Consider the following 24,187-nt stretch of genomic DNA (forward strand, 5'->3'; position numbering starts at 1 on the left):
CATGAACGCGTATATTGGGCGCCTGTTTGATCGCCCCGAGCCGCCGTGTCTGCCGCCAACGTTCTGGTTACCGCCCCCCTTCCGCCGCAACCGGTGCTGCAGGCCCTGCTTGAGCGCCTGCGCGAGGGCTTGCTGCTGTTCACCGAAGATGGGCAGGTCGCCCTGGCCAACCCGGCCGCGCAGAGCCTGCTGGGCAGCGATGAAGGCACCTTGCCGCCGCCACAGCGCCTGCGCCAGCTGCTGCCGCCGGATGCGCTGGAACATGCGCGCCAGCACGGTCACTGGAACGGCAGCCTGCCGCTGGGCGAGGGCGTGGTCATCGCCCATCTGTACTTCCATGGCGAACCCGGTTCGGGGCACTACCTGGCCTTGTTCCGCCATATCGAAGGCCAGGAAGACTACGAACGCGAACTGCAGCAGCGCCATGCCGAACTGCGCCAGGCCTACCTGCGCTTGAACGGCACCCAGGAAAAGCTGCTGCAGTCGGAAAAGATGGCGTCCATCGGTCAGCTTGCCGCCGGCGTGGCGCACGAGATCAACAACCCGATCGGCTACGTGCATTCCAACCTGGGCAGCCTGCAGGAATACCTGCGCAGCCTGTTCACGGTGATCGAAGCCTACGAACGCGCCCTGCGTGCGCCCGACCCGAAGGCGCTGATTCCGGAAATCGACGATATCCGTGACCGCCTGGACATCGATTTCATCAGCCGCGACCTGCCGCAGCTGATGGCCGAGTCACGCGAAGGCATCGAGCGCGTCACCCGCATCGTGCGCGACCTGAAGGACTTCTCCTATTCCGGCCGCGACGAATCGTGGAAGCTGGTCGACCTGCATTCCGGCCTTGAATCGACCATCAACATCATCTGGAACGAGCTCAAGTACAAGGTGCACCTGGTGCGCGAGTTCGGCCAGCTGCCGCTGGTGGAATGCCTGCCCTCGGAGTTGAACCAGGTCTACATGAACCTGCTGCTCAACGCCGGCCACGCCATCGCCGAGCGCGGCACGATCACCGTGCGTACCGGCGTGGACGGCGACACGGTGTGGGTCGAGTTCGAAGACACCGGCGGTGGCATTTCGCCGGAACTGCGCCAGCGCATCTTCGATCCGTTCTTCACCACCAAACCGGTGGGCAGCGGTACCGGCCTGGGCCTGTCGATCTCCTACAGCATCATCAACAAGCACCACGGCCGCATCGATCTGGACAGCACCCCAGGCGTCGGCTCGCGCTTCCGTCTCGTGCTGCCGATCAAGCAGCCGCGCTGATCGTGGTCGCCGGGCATGGCCCGGCGCTATCCCTGGTCTGCGGTAGCGCCGGGCCATGCCCGGCGGATGCGGTTACCGCAGCGGCGAACGATCCTCACCGCCGTCGGCCGGCTCGACAGCCGCCAGGCCACCGTTGCTGCGCCGCTGTTCCTCGTACGTGCGGAAGGCCTGGTGGATGTGCTTGCGCAGCTCGTCGTCGTTCCACGGCTTGGTCAGGAACCGGTAGATCGCACCGCGGTTGATCGCATCGGTCACCGTGTTGAGGTCGGTGTAGCCGGACAGCACCAGCCGGATCGTGTCCGGGTACAGCATCTTCACCCGGCCCAGGAACTCGGTGCCGCTCATGTCGCTCATGCGCTGGTCGGACAGGATCACCTGCACGTCGTTGATGGCCAGCAGATCGAACGCATCGCGCACGTTGCCTGCCGCCAGGATGCGGTACCCATCGCGGCGGAACAGGCGCACCAGCGAGCGCAGCACGTTCTCCTCGTCATCCAGCAGCAGCAGGGTGCGGTCCGGCCGGGTTTCGGCGAACGCTTCGGGACGCAGGTAGCGGCGGCGCAGGGTCATGCCGGCGGCATCGGCGGACATCGGTTCGCCGAACAGGTAGCCCTGGAACACGTCGCAGTCGTTGCGGCGCAGGAAGCCCAGCTGTGCCTGCGATTCCACGCCGTTGGCGATCACCGTCATGCCCAGCTGGTGGCCCATCGCAATGATCGCGCGAGCGATCGCCGCTTCACGATTGCCGGCCGGGGCGCTCTTGATGAAGCTGCGGTCAATCTTCAGCTTGTCCACCGGGTAGCGCACCAGCGCGCTCAGGCTCGAATCGCCGGTGCCGAAATTGTCCAGGCTCAGGCTGATGCCTTCGTTGCGCAGGTTGGCCAGGGTTTCGTGGACGAAGTTGACGTTGTTGGTCAGCGCGCTTTCGTTGATTTCCAGTGTCAGCATCTGCGCCGGCACGCCGGACGCCTGGATCACGCCCATCACTTCGGCAAAGAAATTCGGGCGCAGCAGCTGCAGGGTGGACACATTCACCGCGATGGTGAAGTCATCAAAGCCCTGGTCGCGCCACAGCCGGGCCTGCTTCAACGCGCCTTCCAGCACCCACGTACCAATCTGCACGATGATGCCCAGGCGCTCGGCGGTGCGCATGAACCGCTCCGGCACCAGCATGCCCAGGGTTGGCGACTGCCAGCGCAGCAGCGCCTCCATGCCCACCACATGGCCATCGCGGGCACTGACCAGCGGCTGGTAACGCAGCTTCAGTTCGCCGTTGGGAATGGCATCAACGATCTGCCGCGCGATGATGCTCTCGCTGTGCGCGCTCGGCGGCGTGTCCACCGCGTGGATGCGCACCGCATTGCCGCCTTCGCGGGCGGCCTGGTACAGCGCATCCTCGGCATGGTCGAGCAGGCGCGAGGCATTGCTGGCGTGCTCCGGGCACAGGCTCACCCCCAGCTTGCCGGTCATGAACAGCGTATAGGGCAGTACCGACAGCGGCAGTTCCATCTGCTGGCGGATCTCTTCGGCGAAATCCTCGGCCAGGGGCAGATCGGCGGTGCGCGGCACGGCAATCAGGAACTCATCGCTGCCATGCCGCCACAGCATGCCGCGTCCGCGCAGGTAGGACTGCAGGCGCTGGGCCACCAGCACCAGGGCCTGGTCACCAACCTCCGCGCTCATGTTCTCGTTGACCGAGGCGAAGTGGTCGATGTCCACATGCATCAGCATCAGCGGGGTACCACCGGAGGCGGCTTCGGCGACCATCGCCTGCAGCTCGGGGTTGCCGGCGCCGAGGCGATCAGGTGCATCATCGATGCTGACCGGGGGCAGGTTGGGGTTCCACATGGGCTCAGTATTCCGCTGACTCGACGGCCGCCGTAACAGCGGCCTGGTAAGGAAGGTGGACATCGACGAGGGTACCGGCGCCGTGCGCCGACTCGATCCGCACATGGCCGCCCACGCTCTGCGCGCGCTCGCGCATCACGATCAGGCCCAGGCCGCGCGGGCCATCCGGATCGAACCCTTCGCCATCGTCACGGATCATCAGGTGCAGCCCGCGCTGGTCGACGTCGCGCAGCTGCAGCACCACCTGGCTGGCGCGCGCGTGGCGCAGTGCATTGGTCAGGCTTTCCTGGGCGATGCGGAAACAGGCCTGCTCGATGCTGTTGTCCGGGCGCGTGGGCAGCGATTCGATCTCGGCCTGCAGCTCGACGGTGGACGAGCGGAACAGCACGCGTGCCTGCCAGCTCAATGCCGCTTCCAGGCCCAGCGCATCCAGCTGCGGCGGCCGCAGCAGGGTGGAGATGTCGCGCAGCTTGGCAACGGTGGTATCGGCCAGGCTGACGATCTGTGCCAGGTCCTCGCCGCGCCGCTGCGCATCGTCCTCGTCCTGCGCCGCATAGGCCGACAGCTTGATCGCGGTGATCGCCTGGCCGATGTCATCGTGCAGGTCGCGCGAGATTGCCCGGCGCTCGTCCTCCTGCAGCGAGAACAGGCGGCCGGCCATCGCCTGCAGCTCGCGGTTGCTGGTCTCCAGCGCGCTTCGGGTCTGTTCGGATTCACTCAGGTCGCGCACGATCAGCAGCTTGCAGTCGCGGCCGCCGTAGCGCACGTCGCCCACCGCAATGCCAGCCTGGAAGCTGCGGCCGTCGGCGCGCTGCATGGCCACCACGCTGCTGTGGCCCGGGCTGTGCTGCGGCTGCCCGGCGCGCATCTGCGCGCGCATCCGGGCCAGATCGCCGCCTGCCACCAGGGCCGACAGCGGCTCGCCCAGCAGCGTGTGGCTGCCGTAGCCGAACAGGCCGGCCGCCCACGCATTGGCATACAGCACATGTTCGTCGGACAGGATCACCACGCCATCGGGCAGCACCCGCACCAGCTCCCGGAACTGCTCTTCGCGTTCGCGCAACAGGCGCCGCGACTGCTCACGCTCGGTCACGTCCTGCAACGTGCCCAGTATCCGGTCACGTCCGGCTTCATCCACGCCGCTGGCGGCACGCAGGTGCACCATCAGCGCACGGCCATCCATTGCCAGTACCGGCAGCAGCACGTCCACCTGCACCTGCTCACCCGAGCACAGCTCGGCCAGCACCTGGTCGGTCTGTGCGGCCGTGGCCGGGTCGGCTGCCACCAGCAGCTCGTCGAAACGATGCCAGCGTCGCGCCTCGGGCGGGCGACGGCCCAGCAGGCGATAGACCTGGTTGGAGTAACGGCCCTGGCCGGTCGACGGGTCCAGCTCCCACGCGCCGATCCGGGCCAGCTCGTGGGCTTCTTCCACGCGGGCCAATGCCTGGTCGCGCCGCAGTTGGGCCAGGTCTTCGGCCGTGCGGTCGATGGCGATCAGCAGGCGCGCAGTGTGGCCGTCGTAGTCGATCGCGTTCGAACGCAGTTCCATCTGCCGCAGGCTGCCATCACGCAGCTGCAACTGCGCGCGCAGGATGCACAGCTGCTCGGGCGCGCCGCGGATCTCCTCCAGCTTGGTCTGCAACGCCTGGTCCTGGCCGGGTGGCCAGAGCACGTCGATGGTCTGCGCCAGAAGCGCCTCGCGGTCCCAGCCGAAGGTGGTGCAGGCGGCCGGATTGGCATCGAGGATGGCCAGGCTGTCCAGGTCATACACCAGGATCGGGCCCGGGTTGCCCTCGAACATCTGCCGCAGGCGGAGTTCGGAGGCCTGCAGGCGGGCATGGGTGTGCAGCACGTGCTCGGCCAGCGGCCGCAGCAGCAGGTACAGCAGGCCGGCGCTGGCCAAAGCAAAGAACGCGCCCTTCATGCTCTGCCAGAGCGCCGCCTGCTGCGGGTCGGGCACCAGCGCGGTCACCGCGCCGTCGGTGGCGATCATCCAGGCCAGCGCCATCGCCAGGTAGCTCAGCACGATGCGCCGACGGTCGCGCCCCAGCGCCTGCGCCATCCGCGGGTCGGGAACAGGGGCGGTGCCGGTCGGTTCTACGGGCATGGACAGGGCAGGGAGGCGGGCAGGGAGAAGGGGTGCGGGCCATCTTACCGCGCAGCTGTGCCCTGGCCACTCAATTATCCGCCGCAGGCGCCGTTAACCACTGCGTGCCCCGCTGTCGGGCGTTTCATCCGGAGCAAGATCGCGTGGACCAAGGGATCATCGCCAGCCTGCTGCAGCATCCGCTCGCCTCGGCGCTGGTCATCGTCGACCGCAGCGGGCGCCCGCTCGCGGCCAATCCGGCTGCGCGCGAGCATGGCCTGCCGGCCACGGTGGCCGCCTACGCGCCGATGCTGGAAGACCTGCGCCTGCTGGCCGCCGACGGTGGCATCGTCGCCTGCACGCTGCCGGGCGGCCCGCGCGGCCACTACGATGGTCACCTGCGCGCGGTGCATGACGGCAGCGGCAACCTGCTCGCCTTCACCCTCAGCGTGCCCGAGCCGGTGCCGGTTGATGGTGGCGGTCGCTGGGAACTTGCACTGGACAGCGCCGGCCACAGCCTGTGGGACTGGGACATCCCCAGCGACCGGGTAGCGCGCACGCCCGCACTGGGTGAGGAAACGGCCACGCAGATCCTGGCGCGCGTGCACGCCGACGACATCACCCAGGTGCGCGCCGCGCTGGATGAACACCTGCACGGTGACAGTGAGCAGTACAGCGCCCAGTTCCGCTTCCGCCAGGCCGATGGCCAGTGGCGATGGGTGCTGGACCGCGGCCGGGTGGTGGCCCGTACCGCCGACGGCCAGCCGCTGCGCATGGTCGGCACCCATACCGACATCGAGCAGCAGAAGCAACTGGAAGCCCTGCTGCAGGAGCAACAACTTCATCTGCGCGAAGCCCAGCGCATCGCCAGCATGGGCAGCTGGTCGTTCGATCCGCACAGCCGGCAATTCTGGTGGTCGCCGGAATTGCGCTCGCTGCTGGCACTGCGGCAGGACAGCATCCCGGGGCAGCGACGCTGGCTCAAGCAGCTGCACCCGCGCTCACGTGGTGCACTGCGTGCGGCCTGGCGCCGCCTGTGGCGCGATGGCCGGGCCGCCAACCTCGAACTGGAACTGACCCGCGGCAACGAACCCTCGCAGCATCTGCGGTTGTGGATGCAACCGTTGCTGGACATGGACGGGCAGCCCAAGCGCCTGCTGGGGCAGGTGCAGAACATCACCGAACAGCATCAGACCGATGCCCTCATCCGCTGGCGTACCGAACTGCTCAACCGCGTGTCCGCGCTGGGTCGCATCGGTGGTTGCGAGATCGAAGTGGCGACGCGCAACATGCAATGGACCGAGGAGTGCTATCGCATCCACGGCCTGCGCAAGGAACCGATCACCCTCGACCAGGCGCTCGCGTTGTATGCCGAGGATTCGCGCGCGGCGTTTGAAGCCGCGCTGGGGCGCATCGCCGGTGGCGGCCTGCCGGAGCAGCTGGATCTGTGCTTCTACCGCCAGTCGGGGTTGCGCGTATGGGTGCAGGTGCTGATCGAACTGGACCGTCGTGATGGCCTGCCGCCGCGCTTTGTGGTCCTGTTCCGTGACATCACCCGCGAGCGCGAAGCAAACGAGCGGATTGAACTGCTTGCCCACTACGATCTGCTGACCGGACTGCCCAACCGGGTGCTGCTGGGCGAGCAGACCTCCGAAGCCATCGAGGAGGCGCGCGATCGCGGCACCTCGCTGGCGATGCTGTTCATCGACCTGGACGGCTTCAAGAACATCAACGACAGCTTCGGCCACGCCACCGGCGATGCGCTGCTGAAGGCCGCCGCAACCCGGCTGCACCAGAACCTGCGCAACAACGACCTGTTCGGCCGCTTCAGCGGCGACGAGTTCATCGTGGTGCTGCGCGACCTGGCCGAACCGGAAGATGCCGGGCACGTGGCGCGCAAGTTGATCAATTCGCTGGCCGAGCCGCTGCGCCGTGGTGACACCACCTTGAAAGTGGGCGCCAGCGTGGGCATCGCCATGCTCGGCGAGAGCCAGACCGACTTCGATTCGCTGCTGCGCGCTGCCGACGCGGCGATGTACGCGGCCAAGGAAGCTGGTCGCAATACCTATCAGTATTACAGCCAGGACGCGCTGGCGCGGATCCAGCGCCGGCTGGAGATCGAGCACGGCCTGCACGGCGCCATCGAACGCGACGAGTTCAGCCTGGCCTACCAGCCACTGCTGCACGCCCATCACGGCGAGCCCCCCGCAATCGAGGCGTTGCTGCGCTGGCATCGCCCGGGCATCGGCTACTGCAGCCCGGCAGAATTCATTCCGATCGCCGAAAAGTGCGGCGAAATCGTCCGCATCGGCGACTGGGTATTGTCCGAAGCCTGTCGCCAGGCAGCCGCGTGGGATCGTGCCGGCCTGCATTTCGAGCGCATCGCCGTAAACGTGTCGGCGGTGCAGTTGCGTGATCGTGGCTTTGCCGAGCGCGTGATCGAGATCTGCCACGCGCATGGCTGGCCGCCGCAGCGGCTGGAGCTGGAGCTGACCGAATCGGCGTTGATCCGTGACACCGACATCCTGCGCCACTGCTTCGATGTGCTGGAACGGCACGGCGTGCCGCTGGCGGTGGACGACTTCGGTACCGGCTTCTCCAACCTCAACTACCTCAACCGTTTCCCGGTCGGCCGCCTGAAGATCGACCGCAGCTTCGTGCAGGGCATGCTGCACGACTCGGGCACCGCCGAGGTGACCCAGGCCATCGTCCATCTTGGCCACGCACTGGGCATGAAGGTGGTTGCCGAGGGCGTGGAAACGCACCAGGAAGAAGACATGCTGCGCCGCCAGGGCTGCGACGAGATCCAGGGCTACCTGTACTCGCGCCCGCTCACACCGCGCGACCTGGCGCAGTGGCTGCGCCAGCAGCACCTTGCACCAGGCCGCACCGATGCCGCCAGCGAAGTGATGCTGGCGCGCTGACGTACTCATCCACGCATGGCGTGGATCTACTTCTGGGCCGGCCTTGGTGGGTGCCGACCTTGGGCAAGCTTTGGTGGGTGCCGACCGTTGGTCGGCACGGATGCCTGAGATCGCGATCAGCTATGCACAGCGCGGATTTACCTGTATTCAGCATCGGGCCGGAAGGACCGCCTCGCTGCTGCCTGCTCGGCAAGTGATTTCAGTTCAGCGAGACGATCCCGCTTGACCAGGTGCGCTGCCTCCCAGCCGCCTTCGACAACCGCGGGCGAGAAACTGTAAATCTCGTTCGGAGCCAGAGGCCCCAGGGAATCGAGTGCATGTGCATGCAAGGGCCGCTCCTCTTCGTCGGTGACGTCAAGATAAGGCCCATCCAAGACGTCCAGCAGGAACGCCAGTTTCCAGTAGCGTTCCGCCGCATCGGCGGGGCCCGGTACATCCGAGTCCGCCGAAACCTGTGCGCCGTGCGGGTCGATGCTGATCTGCACGGCGGTATTCTGCCCACACAACAGAATCTGGCCGAAAGCGGTCACTGCGTAGGCGTGAAATGTATCGGCGTGCTGCAGCGGATTGCCCTGCAGGTAAGTTTCGACAACCCCCGCATACAGGTGGGGATCGACCATGACGAGCCTGTCGTCGCGATAGCGTGCGAACCCGTCGCGTCGCCACAGCGCCAGCAGCAGGTCAGGCAAGACGCCTTCCCATGCCGCAAGTGTTGCCTCGGGAACCGCCTCGCCTTTGGAGCTCACAGTGAAGCTCTGCATGAACGCGTCGGATTCAATGCCCGCTGGTTGCGCTCCCATGCCTGGGGCGGCCAGCGCATTTCCGTCGAAGCCGATTGACAGATAGCCAAGGAACGTCAGCATCGCCTCGGCGTGTGCAAGCTGCGGGGTCGATTCGTGGGATGGAATGGCGGTTGCTTTGCTTCCTGAGACAAGCAACAAGGCGCCCGCTGGAAGGCCGTGCCACGACTCCTCCAGCACCAGATAGCGCTGCAGTGCCTCATCGGCATCATCGTCAAGGATGATGGCTGGCGGACCGTCGTGCAGGCACCCCGCGGCCACCTCGACCGCTGCGTCGATCACGCCTGCGTCAGGATCGTACGGATCGATCGGAGCGGAGTAGGGCTGTTGGAACTCTCCAAATGTCTGCAGGGCCTGCTGAAGCGCCTCGAGTGAATCGGGATCCATGGTCAATGGGTGAGGGGGTGCCGGAAGCTGCAAGGCAACTGAAAGGCAGAGGGCTGTGCTGGACATCGGGCGGCAGTCTGATCAGAGCCGGAATCGGCCTGTCACGATGAATGGCGGATTGGCCGAGGTCCATGCAAACAATCCGAAACTGTATGGCTCTGGTGGATCCATCCACGCATGGCGTGGATCTACTGCGGCGCGGCAACCAAGCGCTTCGGAAATTCGGAGCGAAGTCGTGCGCGTACCGCTTCGACCACCTCTACATAGCGTCGGCGCTGGATGAAATAGCCTATGTAGAACAGCACCAGGGCCACCAGCATCGGCCACGCAGCTGGTCGGACGAGGATGACCGGCACCAGCATCAGTGTCAGGCCCAGCGCGAACCAGCTGCACAGCCCGATCACCCGCACCTCCCTGCGCCGTGCATCGATCATCACCCGCCCGCGCATCAGCGGAAAGTAGCGACGGCCAACGCTCGGCACGAAGCTCTCGCGAAAGGCGATACTGCCGTCCGGCAGCGCGCGGAACACCAGGCAAAGCCAGGTATCGGGCGGCAGGTCATGCTCCAGACCGGCCAGTGAAAGCTGCGCCAGCTCTGCCGGCGTAGCGGCGATGCGCTGGTTGAACAGCGCGATGCCGGTGCGGAAGAAGAACGGCGCCCAGAGGGCCAGCAGCAGGAGTTCGATCAGCAGCAATGCGATCAGGGCGATGGCCATCGGTCTTCCATGAACGGGACCGGGGCATCATGCCACGTGGGCAGTTGCATCCACGCATGGCGTGGATCTACTTCAAGGCACTGCCATCCAACCCCAGGTCCCACGCCAGGCCCAGCACGTCATCGCCGGCTGCCGACGGGGCAGGGCGGGCGTCGGCCAGCTTCTGCAGCTCCTGGAATTCTTCGCGGGCCACCTCTTCCAGCTGGCGCAGCTGCTCACGTACACCCGCATTGCGCGGGCGCTCGTTCTCGTTGATCGGGGGCAGGGCGCGGATCAGGGTCATGGTGCGCTTGCAGGATGCATCCAAAGGCGGGTCACACGCAAAGGCCCCGGCAGAACCGGGGCCTCGCACGCTGCCGGACGGGGCAGCGGACATCAGGATCAGAACAGCTCGACCGTACCGGCGCCCATGCTCTGCTGGGCAACCGGCTTGTGCGGCGGGCGCTCCCATTCGCTGCGGAGTTCGCGCAGGCGGTTGCCGGTGCGCTGCAGGGCAGAGGCGATTTCTTCGTCGAACACGCCGCCATTGCGATGCAGCAGTTCCTGCAGGGCCACCGCTTCGCGATTGATCGCGGTCAGGCGGTCCAGGTGGGTATGCACGCCGCCCAGGGCCTGGGTGGCGATGTCCTCGAACTGCAGGGCGCGCACGGCTTCGGCCACGCTGCCATCGATCGAGCGCGCGCAGTCGGACACTTCGCGCATGCCGTCACCCAGCGAAGCGTTGATCTGCGCCACGTTGTCCAGCATCGCCGCCGCTTCCTGGCGCGCTTCACGGGAGCGGTCCATATCGCGCGAGGCCATGTGCGAAACCGTCTCGCGGACCTTGGCGATGGCATCCTTGGAGCTGTGCGCCAGCTTGCGGATCTGCTCGTTGAAGGTGGTCGAACGCTCGGACAGGTTGCGGACCTCGTCGGCAACCACGGCGAAACCACGACCGGCTTCACCGGCACGCGCAGCTTCGATGGCAGCGTTCAGGGCCAGCAGGTTGGTCTGGTCGGCAATCGACTTGACGTCTTCCAGCAGCGCGAAGATGCCATCCAGGTGCTGCGCCATCTGGTCGATGTGCTGCACGGTGGTGCTGCTCTGGCCGCTGACCTGCTCCAGCGCTTCCACCAGCTGTTCCATGCGGTGGCTGGCGTGCTGGGCGAAACGGGCAACGTCGAGGCCGGCGCCGCCTTCGTCACCAGCGCGGTCGACGATGCGTGACAGGGCCTGGCTCTGCTGGCGCGACTTGCGGTTCATGGCATCGAAGCTGCCGCCGAGGCTGGAGACGGCCTGACGGATCAGGTCGCGGGCGCGTTCCACTTCACCACGCGAACCGTCGATCTCGTTGCCGACGAAGTTGCGCAGTTCGGTCAGCAGCTGGTCCTGCTCACGCAGGACACGGGCATGTTCCGGGGAACGGTGCGCCTGAGCGCGGGCGGTCCACCACGCAAAGCCGAGCCAGCTCAGCGTCATCGTGGTCAGGATCGCCCAACGCAGGGCGACCGGCCATTCGAAACCGATGGCGAAGGGGAGCAGCAGGGTCAGAGCCAGGGGGGCGGCCAGACGGATGAAAATGCGTGAGTACATGGACGTTCTCGGGAGGTGCACGGAGGATGTATCGGCCGTACCCCCTTTCTCTTTAACGTCGATGTGCTCACTGAATGCGCCGGATTTCTGGCGCCGTCCGCCGGGCATGGCCCGGCGCTACCCTCGGGTGCTCGGTCGCCAGCGCCGGGCCATGCCCGGCGGGCTCCCCGCCCTCAGGCCAGCTGCCGGTCCACGGCCTCGACCATCGCCTTGCGGCTGAGCAGGAAGTCCCAGTAGCTGCCACCCAGCTGCCGCCACAGTACGGCGGCGCGCACGGCGGCCAGCAGCAGCGCGCGGATCTCGGCCACCACGCCGGCCTGGCCCAGGTAATGCGGGTTGCCCTGCACCATGACCCGCGGCTTGAGGTGGCTGATGGTGTCTGCATACAGGCCGCCCAGCGCGGCCAGCACATCGGGGTGGCCGCTGTCACCCAGCTCGGTGGCCTGGCGCTGGGCGCGCTCGATACCCGAGGCGACCTTGTTCACGGTGGCGCCGTCCTGCACGAAGCGGCGCTCCAGCTGCAGTACCGACAGGGCCAGCTTGGGCAGGATCGGGTCCTGGCCCTGGCTGCGGAAATAATTGTGCAGCAGGCGCAGGCCGGATTTCAGGGCGTGCCGATCGCCAAAAACCGCCTGCGGCGAGGACGCATCGATGCGGAACACGCTGTCCACGGCAGTGCGCACGGCAGCGGCGTCGGAGTGGCCGGTATCGGCGATACGGCGTACCTGCTGCAGGGCCTGGGCAATGCCGGCCAAAGCCAGAACGCGGTCGTCGACAGTGAAACTCATGCAGCGATTACCTCAAAAGGAGAAGGGGTGGTGCGCAGGCGCTGTTCCAGCGGCGCGTCGGTGGCGGCGATCACCGCGCCACCCAGGCAGACCTCACCGTCATACAGCACCAGGGATTGCCCGGGGGTGACTGCACGCTGCGGCCGGGCGAAGGTGACCTGCACGCTGCCGTCGTCCAGCACGTCCACGGTGCACGGCTCATCGGGCTGGCGGTAGCGGGTCTGCGCGGTGCATTCAAAACGCCGTGTCGGTGGTGCGCCGGCAATCCAGTGCGCGGTCTCCGAGCGCAGCCGGTTGGACAGCATCCACGGGCTGTCACGGTCCTGGTCCACGTACAGCACGTTGCTTGCCACGTCCTTGCCGACCACATACCAGGGCGCGGCAGGGCGGCCGCGCACGCCGCCGATGTTCAGGCCTTCGCGCTGGCCCAGGGTGAAATAGAAGACGCCCGGATGTTCGGCGATCACGCTGCCATCGCTGGGATCGAGGATCTGCCCGGCCTTGGCCGGCAGGTAGCGTCCAAGGAACTCACGGAAATCGCGCTCGCCGATGAAGCAGATGCCGGTGGAATCCTTCTTGGCGTGGGTCGGCAGGCTGACGTCGCGGGCAATCCGGCGCAGGTCGCTCTTTTCCAAGTCACCAATCGGGAACAGGGTGGCCGCCAGCTGCTCCTGCCCAAGCTGGTGCAGGAAGTAGCTCTGGTCCTTGGAACGGTCGGCGCCACGCAGCAGCAGCCACTGATGGCCGCGCTGGGCAATGCGCGCGTAATGGCCGGTGGCGATCCGCTCGGCACCCAGTTCGCGGGCCGCATCAAGGAAGTGCTTGAACTTCACTTCGCGGTTGCACAGCACGTCCGGGTTGGGCGTGCGGCCGGCGGCGTATTCGGCCAGGAAGTGCTCGAACACGCCCTGCCAGTATTCGTTGGAGAAATCGCGGAAATGGAACGGAATGCCCAGCAGTCCGCAGACCGCTACCGCGTCGCGGCGGTCGTCCTCGGCGCGGCAGTCACCGCTGCCGTCGTCGGCCCAGTTCTGCATGAACAGACCGGCCACGGCCTCGCCCTGCTGCACCAGGCGCCAGGCAGCCACGGAAGAATCCACGCCGCCAGACACGCCAACCATCACCCGTGGGCTGCTCATGCGACCTCCCGGACCAGTGCAAGCGGATAGCGCTGGCCGGCCAGGTAGTCGGCCAGCACCTGCCAGACCAGCGGGCTGCGCTGGCGTCCGGCGGCGGCCTGCAGTTCGGCCGGGGTCATCCACAGCGCCCGATCGATGCCGGCATCCAGCGGCCGCGCGGGGTCGTGCGAGACCGGGCGCGCGGCATAACAGAAGCGCAGGAACGGGGTGCTGTCACCGGCGGTCCACTGGTAGCAGCCGATGAAGGCGGTCAGTTCCACCGTCCAGCCGGTTTCCTCGACGGTCTCGCGCAGGGCGGCCTCGGCCAGGCTTTCACCCGGCTCCAGATGCCCGGCCGGCTGGTTCAGCACCTGCCGGCCCTCGATGGTTTCTTCCACCAGCAGCACCCTGCCGCCGTCGACCACCACGGTGGCGACGGTTGCATGCGGTGCCCAGCGCGGGTCCGGCGAGGTGTTCAACTCAGAGATCGTCCTTCTTGGTCAGCTCCAGCTCCATCGCGTCGGCGGTGCGGATGGCCGCATCGATGGCGTCGCTGAGCTGGTCGGAGGTGGCGTCGGCATCGATCTTCACCACGAACATCGCGGTCGACTCCTGCTTCACCCAGCCGCCCATCTTGGCGTCCTGCGAATCTTCCAGCAGGCGGTTGGCCACGGCCACCGGGAACTGCTTGGTCTGCGAGGTGTAGCCCGGCGACCAGATCTCGCGGATGTTGTGGGTACCGAAGTCTTCCACCGACGAGCGCACATAGACGATCTGGGTGCGATCGCCTTCGACATCGAACACCATCTGGTAATCGCCGTCTTCATCGACCTCGTAGGTGTAACCCAGCTTTTCCAGGTGACGGGCAACGGCCTTGTCGGCCTTCGTGCTGTCAGTGGTGGTCGCAGCGCCAGCGGTGCCCGCGGCAGCCAGGGCGATCAACAGGGCGGAGAGAAGGGTCCTTTTCATGAAGATCCTGTGAAACCAAGTGTGTGGGAAGGTGCAATTGTGACGGCGGGCGCCCGTGCCGTCCATTCCACGCGGGGCCTACGCAAGGCCGTCGCACCCCTTATAATCGGCAGATGCCTCGCGAGTCCGCCCCCGATTCCCACCACGAGCACGGCGTTGCCGTGGAGCCCGCGCGCCCGGAAGTGGCGCCGCCGCCCTTCTATCAGGTCATGCTGCTCAATGACGACTACTCCCCGATGGATTTCGTCGTGGATGTCCTGCAGCAGTTCTTCAACATGGATCTGGACAAGGCCACCCAGGTGATGCTGCACGTCCACACCCGTGGCCGTGGCGTCTGCGGTGTGTTCACCCGCGAAGTGGCCGAAACCAAGGTGGCCCAGGTCAACGAGTACGCGCGGATGAACCAGCACCCGCTGCTGTGCACGATGGAGAAGGCCTGATCCTGGCACGGCGTGCCCACCAAGGTGGGCACCTGCCAGGTTCGAGTCACGCCTCCGCCAGCGCCTGCAGGGCCATCATGGCCACCGCCTCATCGATGTCGGCCGGGTCGCCATCATCCCTGAACCACACCGCTGACAGGCCGGCACTGGCCGCGATCCAGCGCAGCAGCCGCGTGCGCTCGAGATCGGCCAGCCGGCAGACCTGTTCCACCCGGGCGTGGAAGCGCTCGGGCCGTGTTGCCACATGGATGCCCGGCCCGCACAGGTCCGGGTTGCTGAACATCGTGGTGTAGTCGAACGCGCGGTCGCCCAGCAACCGCTTCGGGTCGATCGCCAGCCAGCCCCGCGCGCCGAAATCCAGCACGTTGTCGTGGTGCAGGTCGCCATGCAGGGGCCGGATCTCCTGCTCGTCCTCCAGCAGTGCCATCGCCAGCGATCTGCACTGTTCCAGCAATGGCGGCAGCGGTGCCCTTGGTTGCAGCAGATCGGCGAACCATCTACGCAGGCAGACCAGATCTTCTGGTGGCGCGCTCCGTGGCCGGTGCAGCCGCTGCAGGACCTGGCACAGGATCATGGTGCAGGCGTCGTCCTCGCCCTTGATCGAGCGTTGCCGCAGCGAATCGCCGTGCGCCCGTTCGATCAGGATCGCCGGCCCCTCGTGGGCCAGCAGGCGTGCGGCACCGTCGCCGTTCCACCAGCGCAGCAGGCGATGGCCGTTCTGTTCCTCTGTCTCCGTGCTCACCTTCAACATGGCCGCCTCGCCAGAGGCGGTCAGCACCGGCCAGAGCCGGGCATGGGGGGTACGGATCGAAGGACCATCACGTCGCAATCGCCAGCGGCTCAGGTAGGGTTCGCTCATGTGGGTGGGCTGTCCTGGAGTGAACGATGATCAAGCGTTTGGTAGTGCTAACGCCATCTGAACGTCGCAATCCGCTAGGGTGATGGAAATCGTGTAGTCAGGCCGCATATTGTCTCCAACTGCCGCCGGAGTAATCCATGTTCAGCAAAGACCTCGAACACACCATCGGCCAGTGCTACAAGCGCGCCCGTGAGGCCCGACATGAGTTCATGACGGTCGAACACCTGCTGTTGGCACTGCTCGACAACCCGTCCGCCCAGGCCGTACTGAAGGCTTGTGGCGCCGACGCCGACCGCCTGCGCCAGGAGCTGGAGCAGGCCATCGAGGCCTCCGTGTCCCGCCTGGCCGAAGATGACGGCCGCGATACCCAGCCCACGCTGGGCTTCCAGCGCGTGCTGCAGCGGGCCGTGTACCACGTGCAGTCCTCCGGCAAGAAGGAGGTCACCGGCGCCAACGTGCTGGTCGCCATCTTCGGCGAGAAGGACTCCCACGCGGTCTATTACCTCAACCAGCAGGATGTCACCCGGCTGGATGTGGTCAATTACCTGTCCCACGGCATCGCCAAGCTGGGCGAGGAAGGCGAGCAGCCGTCCTCCTCCGAGGGTGAGGGCCGCATGGAAGGGGGCGAAGGCGAGCCCAAGGGCGATGCCCTGACCGAGTTCGCCAGCAACCTCAACGAGCAGGCCCGTGCCGGTCGCATCGACCCGCTGGTCGGCCGTGCCGACGAGATCGAGCGCACCATCCAGGTCCTGTGCCGCCGCCGCAAGAACAACCCGCTGTACGTGGGCGAGGCCGGCGTCGGCAAGACCGCGATTGCCGAGGGCCTGGCCCGACGCATCGTTGAGGGTTCGGTGCCGGACGTGCTGGCCGATGCGGTCATCTATTCGCTCGATCTCGGCGCGCTGGTGGCCGGTACCAAATACCGTGGCGACTTCGAAAAGCGCCTGAAGGGCGTGCTGACCGCGTTGAAGAAGGTGCCCAATGCGGTGCTGTTCATCGACGAGATCCATACCATCATCGGCGCCGGTTCGGCGTCGGGCGGCACCATGGACGCCTCCAACCTGATCAAGCCGGCGCTGGCGTCGGGCGAGCTGCGCTGCATCGGCTCGACCACCTTCCAGGAATACCGCGGCATCTTCGAGAAGGACCGGGCGCTGGCCCGTCGCTTCCAGAAGATCGACATCGTCGAGCCGACCGTGGGCGAAACCTACGAGATCCTGCAGGGCCTGAAGTCGAAGTACGAAGCCCACCACGGCGTCACCTACGCCGATGAAGCGCTGCAGGCCGCCGTCGACCTGTCGGTCAAGCACATCGCCGATCGCCTGCTGCCGGACAAGGCCATCGACGTGATCGATGAGGCCGGTGCCCGCCAGCGCCTGATGCCGGAAGGCCAGCGCAAGGAGTTGATCGACGTCGAGGAAGTCGAGGCCATCGTCGCCAAGATGGCGCGCATCCCGGCCAAGCAGGTCAGCGCCACCGACAAGGATGTGCTGCAGCACCTGGAGCGCAACCTGAAGATGGTGATCTTCGGCCAGGATCCTGCCATCGGCACCCTGGCGTCGGCCATCAAGCTGGCACGCTCGGGCCTGGGCAATCCGGAAAAGCCGATCGGCAACTTCCTGTTCGCCGGCCCCACCGGTGTCGGCAAGACCGAGGTGACCAAGCAGCTGGCGCTGCAGCTGGGCATCGAACTGGTCCGTTTCGACATGTCCGAATACATGGAGCCGCATTCGATCAGCCGCCTGATCGGTGCGCCCCCGGGCTACGTCGGCTTCGACCAGGGTGGCCTGCTGACCGAGAAGATCGTCAAGACGCCGCACTGCGTGCTGCTGCTGGATGAAATCGAGAAGGCGCACCCGGACATCTTCAACATCCTGTTGCAGGTGATGGACCGCGGCGTGCTGACCGACACCAACGGCCGCGAAGCCAACTTCAAGAACGTGGTGCTGGTGATGACGACCAACGCCGGCGCGGCGCAGGCCTCGCGGCGCTCGATCGGTTTCACCAAGCAGGACCACGCCACCGATGCGATGGAGACCATCCGTCGTGCGTTCACCCCGGAATTCCGCAACCGCCTCGATGCGGTGGTGCAGTTCCAGCCGCTGGGCTTCGAACACATCCTGCGCGTGGTGGACAAGTTCCTGATCGAACTGGAGATGCTGCTGCAGGAGAAGCACGTCAGCCTGTCGGCCACACCGACTGCGCGTGACTGGCTGGCCCACCACGGTTTCGACCCGCTGATGGGCGCCCGCCCGATGGCGCGGGTGCTGCAGGACAAGGTGAAGCGCCCGCTGGCCGACGAACTGCTGTTCGGCAAGCTGGTCAACGGTGGCAAGGTCAGCATCGACGTGCGCAACGACGAGCTGGTGGTCGAGGCGCAGGCCGAGCCGGAACGGCTGTTGCCGGCCACGGTGGAGTAAGGATGTGCCGGGCAGCGCCCGGCAACGGAAGCAACGACAGGGCGGCGCAGGCCGCCCTTGTCGTGTCAGCTCCTCAGCGGCTGCGCTGGCGGGCCATGCGCTGGAAGGTGGCAGCTTCGAGGGGTTCGATCCGCTCGACCGTGCAGCTGGCGCGGTCGGTCTTCAGTACGCTGCGTGAGCCGGCGCAGAGCTGGTTGCTTTCGCCCTGGGTTTCAAAGGCCAGCCGCCGCGAGGTCACGGCGCCGTTGCAGGAGGCTTTGAACACCACGCGGTAGTGCTGGTCACCATTGCGCAGCAGCACATCGCGATCGGCGCCGGCGCGGACGATCTGTTGGTCTTCGCTCAAGGCAATGCAGCTGTCACCGGCGCTTGCCGACGGCGTGTCGGCGGCCTGGGCGGCGGGTGCGATCAGGGCGGCAGTGCTGAATACCAGGGCGGCGAAGCCAGCGGGCAGGGAAGTCACGTTCATGGCAGGGGCAGGGGATGGCGATCCGGACTGGATCGGATGCCACGATGACGCCGCCGCTGCGAATGCGAATCTGCCGCAAGCATGGCTGACCGATGTCACGGTGCATTCGGTCAGGGTGCCGTCCGGCAGGGCCGGATTGCAGGCATGACAAAAGGCCAGCGTCCAGGGCTGGCCTTGTCGAGGTGGCGCAACGCGCCAGCCGCTTACTTCATTCGGTAGGTGATACGACCCTTGGTCAGGTCGTACGGGGTCATTTCAACCTTGACCCGGTCACCGGTGAGGATGCGGATGTAGTTCTTGCGCATGCGGCCGGAGATGTGGGCGATGATTTCGTGCCCATTTTCCAGACGAACGCGGAAAGTGGTGTTCGGCAGCGTCTCGCTGACGGTGCCCTCGAACTCGATGGAATCGTCTTTCGACATGTAGTCCTGTGCGGTTCAGAAAACGGCCACGCTGGGCCTAAGGCGCAGCATTTTACGCGTCAAACGCCCAGCTTGCAAAGATTGTGTTATTCCCCGGCAAAATCCGCTGCCGGCACGCGCCCGACGAGCCGGGTCCAGGCGCCTTCCCGGCCCGGCGCCTGTACCGCGCTGCGGACCTGCTGCAGAAACGGCGCACGCGGCAGGTGCTCGGCGCCCATGCGCAGCAGATGCGGATTTTCCACCTGCGCATCGATCAGTGGCCAACCCCAGCCGTGAAGCGTGCGTGCCAGTGCGGCCAGCGCCACCTTGGAGCCGCCACTTTCGCCACTGAACATGCTTTCACCAAAGAACATCGTGCCGATGGCCACGCCATAGATGCCGCCGACCAGCGTCTGCCGATCCCACACCTCGAAGGAATGTGCGAAACCCAGGTCGTGCAGCTGGCTGTAGGCATCCACCATCGCCGGGCTGATCCAGGTGCCGTCCTGGCCGGGGCGGGGCGCGCTGGCGCAGGCACGCATCACCTGGCTGAAGGCGGTATCGGCGGTCACTTCCCAGCAGTTGCCGCGCAGCTGCCGGCGGAACCTGCTGCTCAGGCGCACGCCGTCGGTACGGAACACCATGCGCGGGTCCGGCGACCACCACAGGATCGGCTCGCCTTCACTGAACCACGGAAAGATGCCGCCGGCATAGGCATTGAGCAGGCGCAGCGGATGCAGGTCGCCGCCCACCGCAAGCAGGCCATCGGGTTGGCGCAGCGCTGTCTCGGCCGGCGGGAAGGGGGCATCCGGCGCATCGGCCAGGCGCCAAGGCAACTGACGGGTCATGCCGGCATTGTATTCGTCGTGGCGATGGGCGATGTCTGGCACCATCACGCACTACCGGCAAGGAGCCCCGCATGAGCGATCCGATCACCGCCATCCTCGATGCGCACGATGCGCCGCGCACACGCAATGACAGCCTGGCCATGCTGTTGACCCTGGCCAGCGAAGACCGTCCCCAGCTTGGCGCGCTGCTGCTGCGGGCGCTGGACCGCCGCTCGCCCAGCTCCACCTTCCTCGACACCGCCTTGGATCTGCTGCCGGACGAGGCTGTCGCCCCGGTCTGTATTGACGCCTGGCGGCGCTATCGTGACGGCGAGCGCGGCGAGCTGCTGACCAGCGTGCTGGAGTTTGCTAGCTACCAGGCGCCGCACACGCTGCACGACGATTGGGAGGCGCTGCTGGAGGTCGCCATTGAGGATCACATCCAGCTGGCCTCGCAGGTCTGGCAGGCATTGCCGCCGTCGGTTGCGACTGACTGGGCGCATCGGTTGACCGAGGCAGACGACGATCGCGAACTGGAGCGGGCCAAGGCAATGCTGCTGGCCACCCAGCCGGAGACCCATGCCGCCGCCCGTGGCTACCTGGCCGACTGGAGCGACCTGGATGCCGAGGTCTGGGCGCACTGGGCGGGCTTGGCCGATGGCCCGCGTCTGCGCCATCTGCATGGCCGGCAACCGCTGCACCTGCGCTTCGGGCGCGAACAGCATCGTGCACAGGTGGCCGAAGAGCCTGCCTGGCGCAAGCGGATCTGGCGGCTGCATCCCACCTGGAATGGCGGCCAGGTGCTTCACGCCGGGCGCGTGGGCGGGCTGCTCGATGCCTTGTGCGGCAGCTGTCATGCGCCGCTGCAGCGTCTGCTGCAGTCCGATGCTGCGGCGCTGCAGCCGGACGCGGAGGGTGAGGTCACGCTCGGGCTGTGCTTGGACTGCTGTGGCTGGGAAGACCCGCCCGTGCGTTTCTATCGGCACGATGCACAAGGCATGCCGCGCTGCCACCCCAGCCAGCACTGCCAGGTGCCGATCAATCCCACCGACAGCGGCGACCTGCTGCAGGCCGAAGTGGGTCTTGCCGCGATGGACAGCCATCGCTGGCAGCAGCAGGACTGGGGCCAGTCCAATCACCGGCAGAACCTGTCGCGGGTGGGTGGCGCACCGAGCTGGGTGCAGAGCGCGCACTACCCGGCGTGCATCGATTGCGGCGAGCAGATGCCTTTCGTGATGCAGCTGGACTCAACGTTGCCGACTACCAATGAAGGCATGTTGCTGTGGGGTAGTGGCGGCATGCTGTACAGCTTCTGGTGCGCGAAGTGCCGGGTGAGCGGGCACTTCTGGCAGTGCACCTGAGCGCAGCATCCCCGCCATTGCCGTGGTAGATGCCAACCTTGGTTGGCACGCTTCTCCGACGCTACGGTTCCGCGCGGAAAGGGCCATGCCCCTGCAGCTCCTGCTGGTAGCGCCGCACATCGCGTCGCTCCTGTCGGCACCAGTCCTGCAGTGCCTCGGCGAAGTCCGCGTCGGCTACCCAGTGCCGGCTGCGCACGATGGTGGGCAGGAAGCCACGTGCCAGCTTGTGCTCGCCCTGCGCACCCGGTTCGAAGCGGGCTACGCCCTCGCGCAGGCAGTACTCGATGCCCTGGTAGTAGCAGGCCTCGAAGTGCAGGCCGGGCAGGGTGGCACCGCCCCAGTAGCGGCCGTACAGCGTGTCGCCACCGCGCAGGCACAACGCGCCGGCAATCGGTTCGCCGTCCTGTTCGGCCAGAAACAGCACCAGCCCGCGCCCCAGTGAAACCGCCAGATGGCGCAGGAACGCTTCGGTCAGCGCTGGCGCGTTGCCGTATTCCAGGAACGTCTGAAGGTAGAAGCGGTACATCGCCTGCAGATCGGCGCGGGTGGCCTCATCGCCATGCACCACCCGGAAGCTGATGCCCTGGCGGCCGACCTTGGCGCGCTCCTGGCGGATGTTCTTGCGGTGTTTGTGGTCCATCGCGCCCAGGAACTCTTCGAACGTCACCCAGTCACCCGGGTTCTGCCACTGGAACTGGATGTCCTCGCGCAGCAGCCAGTCGTCATCGAAGACTGTTTCGTCAGCCGCTGTGTGGAAGTTGATGTGTGCTGATGACACATCCAGCGCGGGCAACTGTTCGCGCAGTGCCGTCAGCAGGGCGGTGCGCTGCGCATCGTCGCGGGCCAGTAGGCGTGGGCCGGTCACCGGCGAGTACGGCACCGCGCCGAGCCACTTCGGGTAGTAGTCGCGTCCGTGCCGCGCATAGGCATTGGCCCAGGCGTGGTCGAACACGAACTCACCGTGGGAATTGGTCTTCAGGTAGCCGGGAACGGCGCCGACCAGGGCATCACCGTCCCACAGGGTGAAGTGCTGCGGCTGCCAGCCCCAGTCCTCGCGCAGGCAACCGTAGGTTTCCAGGCCGGACAGGAAGGCGTGGCTGACGAATGGATTGCGGCCATCGTGCAGGGCGTCCCAGGCGGTGGCGGGAACGGACTGCAGGGAGTCGAGGAAGCGGGCGGTGGGCATGGTTGGCAAGGATAGGCCAGGTGGATCACGAACGGTGTTGGCGGGGCTGGGTTGGTTTGTTCTGGTTGGGGATGAGGGAAGTTTGAAATGTCCATCGGTGTGCGCCTGATGCGGAATCGCTGGCGCACGGCTGGGCAGGGTGGCGGGGCGCTGCATGAGCGGCGTGTATCCCACCACATGGAGAAATCAATAATGAAGGGATTGAAGCTTGCAACTGCCGTAGTCGCGTGCAGCCTGTTCCTTGTGTCACCAGTGTTGGCTTCTAGAGCCGAGGCCTCAAGGGCAGCGGAAGACCCGGGCACCTATGCCGAGCTGTTGGCGCTGCTTGAGCGCGAGATTGGCGCCCAGTTGACGCGCCATCTGCAAGAGGAGGGCAGGCTGCGGCAAGTGACTGTGAGTGTGGCAGTCGATCCGCAAAAACGCAGGATGGTCGTCGACTTCGGCCCCGGATACCTTCCGGGCGATGAACAGAACTATGGAGAACTTTTCCTCATCCCATTGGCCGCTGATCTTCGGCACTACTCGGATCAGGCGGGCTTGGAAATTCTGGATGTGGAGTTCCTTTTTCAGGGCAAGCCAATAGAGGCGCATTTTCCAGAAGATCGCCCTATGCCGAGAGCGGCGAAATCCCGATCCGCGCACACGCAGGCTCTGGTTTCATCGAGTCATGGATATATTGCCTTGCATCCCAGTAGGGCGTGGGAATTCCAGCGCCCTGCTCCGCTCGGCCTGCAGGAGGACGTATTGAGCCCTACATACGGCGACGAACTGCAGGATTTGCTGGAGCAGCGAAGTGGATTGGTGGTGCATCGCGCTCGCAGTCGTTCTAAAGACTCGCATCCGGAGTCTGGCCACCCTTGGGAACAGATGTCCTCCAGATATCACTTGAAGGCGCTCTTCCCTGAACGTGCCGACATATGGAATGAGCTTCCAAATAGTCCCAGCAGTGATCGGGAGGTGAAGGAGGACATCCGTGCTCGTCCCAACTACGCCAATCACCTTGGCGTCGACGTAATGCTGAGCCTGCACACAAACGGAAACCCCGCCCCCGGCGTTCGCGGTGCCGAGGTCTATCATCATCGGACCAAGCCAGAGGACAAGGCGCTGGGTGACAGCATCCTGTGCGGCATGAGAGAGGTGATCCATGCGCAGCCCGGGTACGAGAGTTTTCCTGTCCGAGCCGAATCGGTTGCTGAAGGCCACGGTGAGAACCGCATTGGCACGATGCCGTCGGTGATCGTCGAGACGGCCTATCACTCCAATCCGGAGGATGTTGCCGCACTGCAGGACCCGGTCTTCCGGTCTGCTGCCATGAAGGGTGTTGAGAAGGGCTATCGCTTGTGGGCTACCGGAAAGTCCTGCGAGCCACTGACGTTGGCGCCCATCGCAGATGTTGAGATTCCCACACAGTCAGCCAGGGAGATCGAGCTTGGCCATCAGGGCAACCCTCAGTATCCGGTCACCATCGAGTTCACCTCCGCATCATGTTCTAAACCCGGCGCGTGCACGCCAACCAGAACGCTGTTCGAAGATCCCACCAAGCCGATCAGGGCAGAACTGACGTGCAAAGGATCCAACCCAGGGGTCGCCCGCTGGAGCGTTGTGCTCCGGGATGCGGATGGTGTCGCAACACCGCCTGTCGTATTCCAGCACTCGTGTGTGCAGGTCTGAGCGTCGGTTTGGTGTTCCCTACAGAGGCGGGTAAATAGCCCCCAAAAAAACGGGCGCTTTCGCGCCCGTCCCGAGCCGAGCG

Annotated in this window: 21 protein-coding genes; 6 read left to right on the forward strand and 15 right to left on the reverse strand. The window is 66.0% G+C overall.

Translation table 11 applies throughout. The features are described 5' to 3' along the window. The first annotated feature begins 45 nt into the window (after nt 1-45). Nucleotides 46-1,263, forward strand: coding sequence for an ATP-binding protein (locus AC3WTC_RS00080; protein ID WP_025879115.1), 1,218 nt, complete (start codon nt 46-48; stop codon nt 1,261-1,263). A 72-nt stretch (nt 1,264-1,335) separates the two neighbouring features. Here AC3WTC_RS00080 and AC3WTC_RS00085 read toward each other — a convergent pair whose 3' ends face one another. Together AC3WTC_RS00085 and AC3WTC_RS00090 are read right to left on the reverse strand one after the other, a co-directional pair. Next, on the reverse strand, nt 1,336-3,111 hold the full coding sequence (locus tag AC3WTC_RS00085; protein ID WP_025879116.1) for an EAL domain-containing protein: 1,776 nt from the start codon (nt 3,109-3,111) through the stop codon (nt 1,336-1,338). Nucleotides 3,112-3,115: 4 nt separating this feature from the next. After that, on the reverse strand, nt 3,116-5,218 hold the full coding sequence (locus tag AC3WTC_RS00090; RefSeq protein WP_080148819.1) for a sensor histidine kinase: 2,103 nt from the start codon (nt 5,216-5,218) through the stop codon (nt 3,116-3,118). A gap of 143 nt (nt 5,219-5,361) precedes the next feature. Between AC3WTC_RS00090 and AC3WTC_RS00095 the strand changes: the two genes are divergently transcribed. Next, a complete protein-coding gene (locus tag AC3WTC_RS00095) occupies nt 5,362-8,121 on the forward strand; it encodes a bifunctional diguanylate cyclase/phosphodiesterase (RefSeq protein WP_025879118.1) in 2,760 nt (919 codons plus the stop codon). Nucleotides 8,122-8,258: 137 nt separating this feature from the next. Here AC3WTC_RS00095 and AC3WTC_RS00100 read toward each other — a convergent pair whose 3' ends face one another. From AC3WTC_RS00100 to AC3WTC_RS00135, 8 genes are all read right to left on the reverse strand, one after another. Further along, entirely contained in the window at nt 8,259-9,308 is a 1,050-nt protein-coding gene (locus AC3WTC_RS00100; protein ID WP_492709910.1) for a GAD-like domain-containing protein, read from the reverse strand. 188 nt (nt 9,309-9,496) lie between these two features. Then, a complete protein-coding gene (locus AC3WTC_RS00105; protein ID WP_025879120.1) occupies nt 9,497-10,024 on the reverse strand; it encodes a hypothetical protein in 528 nt (175 codons plus the stop codon). 67 nt (nt 10,025-10,091) lie between these two features. Continuing rightward, nucleotides 10,092-10,307, reverse strand: a complete 216-nt coding sequence (locus tag AC3WTC_RS00110; protein ID WP_431602300.1) for a hypothetical protein — start codon at nt 10,305-10,307, stop codon at nt 10,092-10,094. Between the two features lie 98 nt (nt 10,308-10,405). Continuing rightward, nucleotides 10,406-11,596: a methyl-accepting chemotaxis protein gene (locus AC3WTC_RS00115; protein ID WP_025879122.1), complete on the reverse strand. Its 1,191-nt coding sequence runs from the start codon at nt 11,594-11,596 to the stop codon at nt 10,406-10,408. A gap of 173 nt (nt 11,597-11,769) precedes the next feature. Then, complete coding sequence (gene hflD, locus AC3WTC_RS00120) at nt 11,770-12,384, reverse strand: high frequency lysogenization protein HflD (RefSeq protein ID WP_025879123.1); 615 nt, start codon at nt 12,382-12,384, stop codon at nt 11,770-11,772. Further along, nucleotides 12,381-13,523 (reverse strand): tRNA 2-thiouridine(34) synthase MnmA, encoded by a 1,143-nt coding sequence (mnmA, locus tag AC3WTC_RS00125; RefSeq protein WP_218789335.1) that lies wholly within the window; start codon nt 13,521-13,523, stop codon nt 12,381-12,383. The genes hflD and mnmA overlap by 4 nt, the downstream gene beginning before the upstream one ends. Further along, nucleotides 13,520-13,981 (reverse strand): NUDIX hydrolase, encoded by a 462-nt coding sequence (locus tag AC3WTC_RS00130; RefSeq protein ID WP_492709913.1) that lies wholly within the window; start codon nt 13,979-13,981, stop codon nt 13,520-13,522. The genes mnmA and AC3WTC_RS00130 overlap by 4 nt, the downstream gene beginning before the upstream one ends. A 1-nt stretch (nt 13,982) precedes the next feature. Then, entirely contained in the window at nt 13,983-14,471 is a 489-nt protein-coding gene (locus AC3WTC_RS00135) for a hypothetical protein (protein ID WP_025879126.1), read from the reverse strand. A 113-nt stretch (nt 14,472-14,584) separates the two neighbouring features. Here AC3WTC_RS00135 and clpS point away from each other — a divergent pair, with 113 nt between their 5' ends. Then, nucleotides 14,585-14,911 carry an ATP-dependent Clp protease adapter ClpS gene (clpS, locus tag AC3WTC_RS00140; protein WP_025879127.1) on the forward strand — a complete coding sequence of 109 codons (327 nt, stop codon included), beginning with the start codon at nt 14,585-14,587 and terminating at the stop codon, nt 14,909-14,911. A 46-nt stretch (nt 14,912-14,957) separates the two neighbouring features. Here clpS and AC3WTC_RS00145 read toward each other — a convergent pair whose 3' ends face one another. Next, on the reverse strand, nt 14,958-15,770 hold the full coding sequence (locus AC3WTC_RS00145; RefSeq protein WP_492709915.1) for an APH(6) family putative aminoglycoside O-phosphotransferase: 813 nt from the start codon (nt 15,768-15,770) through the stop codon (nt 14,958-14,960). A gap of 137 nt (nt 15,771-15,907) precedes the next feature. On the opposite strand from AC3WTC_RS00145, the gene clpA reads away from it, so the two are divergent. Next, nucleotides 15,908-18,190 carry an ATP-dependent Clp protease ATP-binding subunit ClpA gene (gene clpA, locus AC3WTC_RS00150; RefSeq protein ID WP_032974818.1) on the forward strand — a complete coding sequence of 761 codons (2,283 nt, stop codon included), beginning with the start codon at nt 15,908-15,910 and terminating at the stop codon, nt 18,188-18,190. A 73-nt stretch (nt 18,191-18,263) separates the two neighbouring features. Here clpA and AC3WTC_RS00155 read toward each other — a convergent pair whose 3' ends face one another. The 3 genes from AC3WTC_RS00155 to aat all read right to left on the reverse strand — a co-directional run bounded on the left by AC3WTC_RS00155 (nt 18,264) and on the right by aat (nt 19,908). Next, nucleotides 18,264-18,659 (reverse strand): hypothetical protein, encoded by a 396-nt coding sequence (locus tag AC3WTC_RS00155; protein ID WP_025879129.1) that lies wholly within the window; start codon nt 18,657-18,659, stop codon nt 18,264-18,266. 203 nt (nt 18,660-18,862) lie between these two features. Continuing rightward, nucleotides 18,863-19,081 (reverse strand): translation initiation factor IF-1, encoded by a 219-nt coding sequence (infA, locus tag AC3WTC_RS00160; protein ID WP_005409596.1) that lies wholly within the window; start codon nt 19,079-19,081, stop codon nt 18,863-18,865. Between the two features lie 86 nt (nt 19,082-19,167). Next, nucleotides 19,168-19,908, reverse strand: coding sequence for a leucyl/phenylalanyl-tRNA--protein transferase (gene aat, locus AC3WTC_RS00165; protein ID WP_492710240.1), 741 nt, complete (start codon nt 19,906-19,908; stop codon nt 19,168-19,170). A 71-nt stretch (nt 19,909-19,979) separates the two neighbouring features. Here aat and AC3WTC_RS00170 point away from each other — a divergent pair, with 71 nt between their 5' ends. Further along, nucleotides 19,980-21,248 (forward strand): hypothetical protein, encoded by a 1,269-nt coding sequence (locus AC3WTC_RS00170; RefSeq protein ID WP_492709934.1) that lies wholly within the window; start codon nt 19,980-19,982, stop codon nt 21,246-21,248. Nucleotides 21,249-21,309: 61 nt separating this feature from the next. Here the strand turns inward: AC3WTC_RS00170 and AC3WTC_RS00175 are convergent, their stop codons facing one another. Next, nucleotides 21,310-22,434, reverse strand: coding sequence for a GNAT family N-acetyltransferase (locus AC3WTC_RS00175; RefSeq protein WP_492709936.1), 1,125 nt, complete (start codon nt 22,432-22,434; stop codon nt 21,310-21,312). A gap of 87 nt (nt 22,435-22,521) precedes the next feature. Between AC3WTC_RS00175 and AC3WTC_RS00180 the strand changes: the two genes are divergently transcribed. Then, entirely contained in the window at nt 22,522-24,105 is a 1,584-nt protein-coding gene (locus AC3WTC_RS00180) for an N-acetylmuramoyl-L-alanine amidase family protein (RefSeq protein ID WP_134832516.1), read from the forward strand. The last annotated feature ends 82 nt before the right edge of the window (nt 24,106-24,187 follow it).

The sequence above is a fragment of the Stenotrophomonas sp. FW305-C-20-S1 genome (genome assembly GCF_058783335.1).